Below are 1,032 nucleotides of genomic sequence, written 5' to 3' on the forward strand. Positions count from 1 at the left end.
TCAGGAGAAGTGGGAATTATAGAGGAGACAGGAAGAAGAATAGTAAGAGTGATTTTTCTGCCATAATCTACCCAAAATGCTCACTTTTTCCGCTTGATCAAGCAAAAAGCTGGTACTTTTTCCAGAAGAAAATTGCTCAAACCTTTATAAGTCAATGCTTTGATATTTAATCAGCAAGCCCTAAATAATCAAAAAATATATCTCCAAATCTTTTCTATATTTCAGTAATATTTATATTCTTAGATTATTAATCCTGACTCATCTTTACCACAGATTAATTAAAATGAAGCAATCCGAATTCTATTTTTTAGACTCCTAAATAATCTGTAATTTCTCAGTAGATATTCACATCTTTTAGGCGGATTGCTATAACAGATATTATGTATTTACTCTAGCTAAAATTAATCAGCTATAGTCACGCAACATTTTTTTTATTTCCATGTTATGTAACTCTTCTTGACCAATCATTGTCCGAGCATATTCTTCTAAATATATACTTGCGTTTTCTACAGTTTCTAAGAATTTTTTATATAGTTCTAAAGCTTTAGCTTCATGGTTAAGACTTTCCGTCAAAACATCTTTGACTGAATGTTTATATGTTTCTTCAATTGGAGCTACTTTTAATGTCGGATGACCTTCTAAACCTGTTAATATTTCTCCTGCTTGTTGAGCATGAAGTAAAGATTCATTGGCTTGAGCTTGAAAAAATTGTACAATTGGTATGCGATTAGGTCCTGTCACCATTAAGGAATAGTGAGTATAGCGCACAACACCTGCAAGTTCAAATTCCATAATAGAGTTTAATAACTCTACAGATTTTTGATTGTCAAGTTCTCTCATTTTAGGCTTTTAAGTTTACATTTCTCTGGTTAATTGTAACTTCTGGGTTATATAAATCTGTTTATTGAATATTAATTTAATTTTTCCTTGATTTAAGCTTTATTTAAGAAAAGTAGACATTAACTTTTTCTATAGATAATCTAAATGTAAGAATACTTTGTTCTCAACCCCTGCTAAAATGCTAGTAAGATT

1 protein-coding gene is annotated in these 1,032 nt (G+C 30.2%); it reads right to left on the bottom strand.

Annotated features, from left to right (window positions below; all coding sequences use genetic code 11):
• Nucleotides 1-405 precede the first annotated feature (405 nt).
• Nucleotides 406-840, bottom strand: coding sequence for a bacterioferritin (locus tag AFK68_RS00055; protein ID WP_094670657.1), 435 nt, complete (start codon nt 838-840; stop codon nt 406-408).
• Between the last annotated feature and the right edge of the window lie 192 nt (nt 841-1,032).

This window comes from Hydrocoleum sp. CS-953 (assembly GCF_002260545.1).
In the GTDB taxonomy this organism is placed as follows: Bacteria; Cyanobacteriota; Cyanobacteriia; order Cyanobacteriales; family Microcoleaceae; genus Trichodesmium.

What these genes read in the sequence shown, in the direction of transcription:
- AFK68_RS00055 (WP_094670657.1), bottom strand. Translation starts at nt 840, where the DNA reads ATGAGAGAACTTGACAATCAAAAATCTGTAGAGTTATTAAACTCTATT.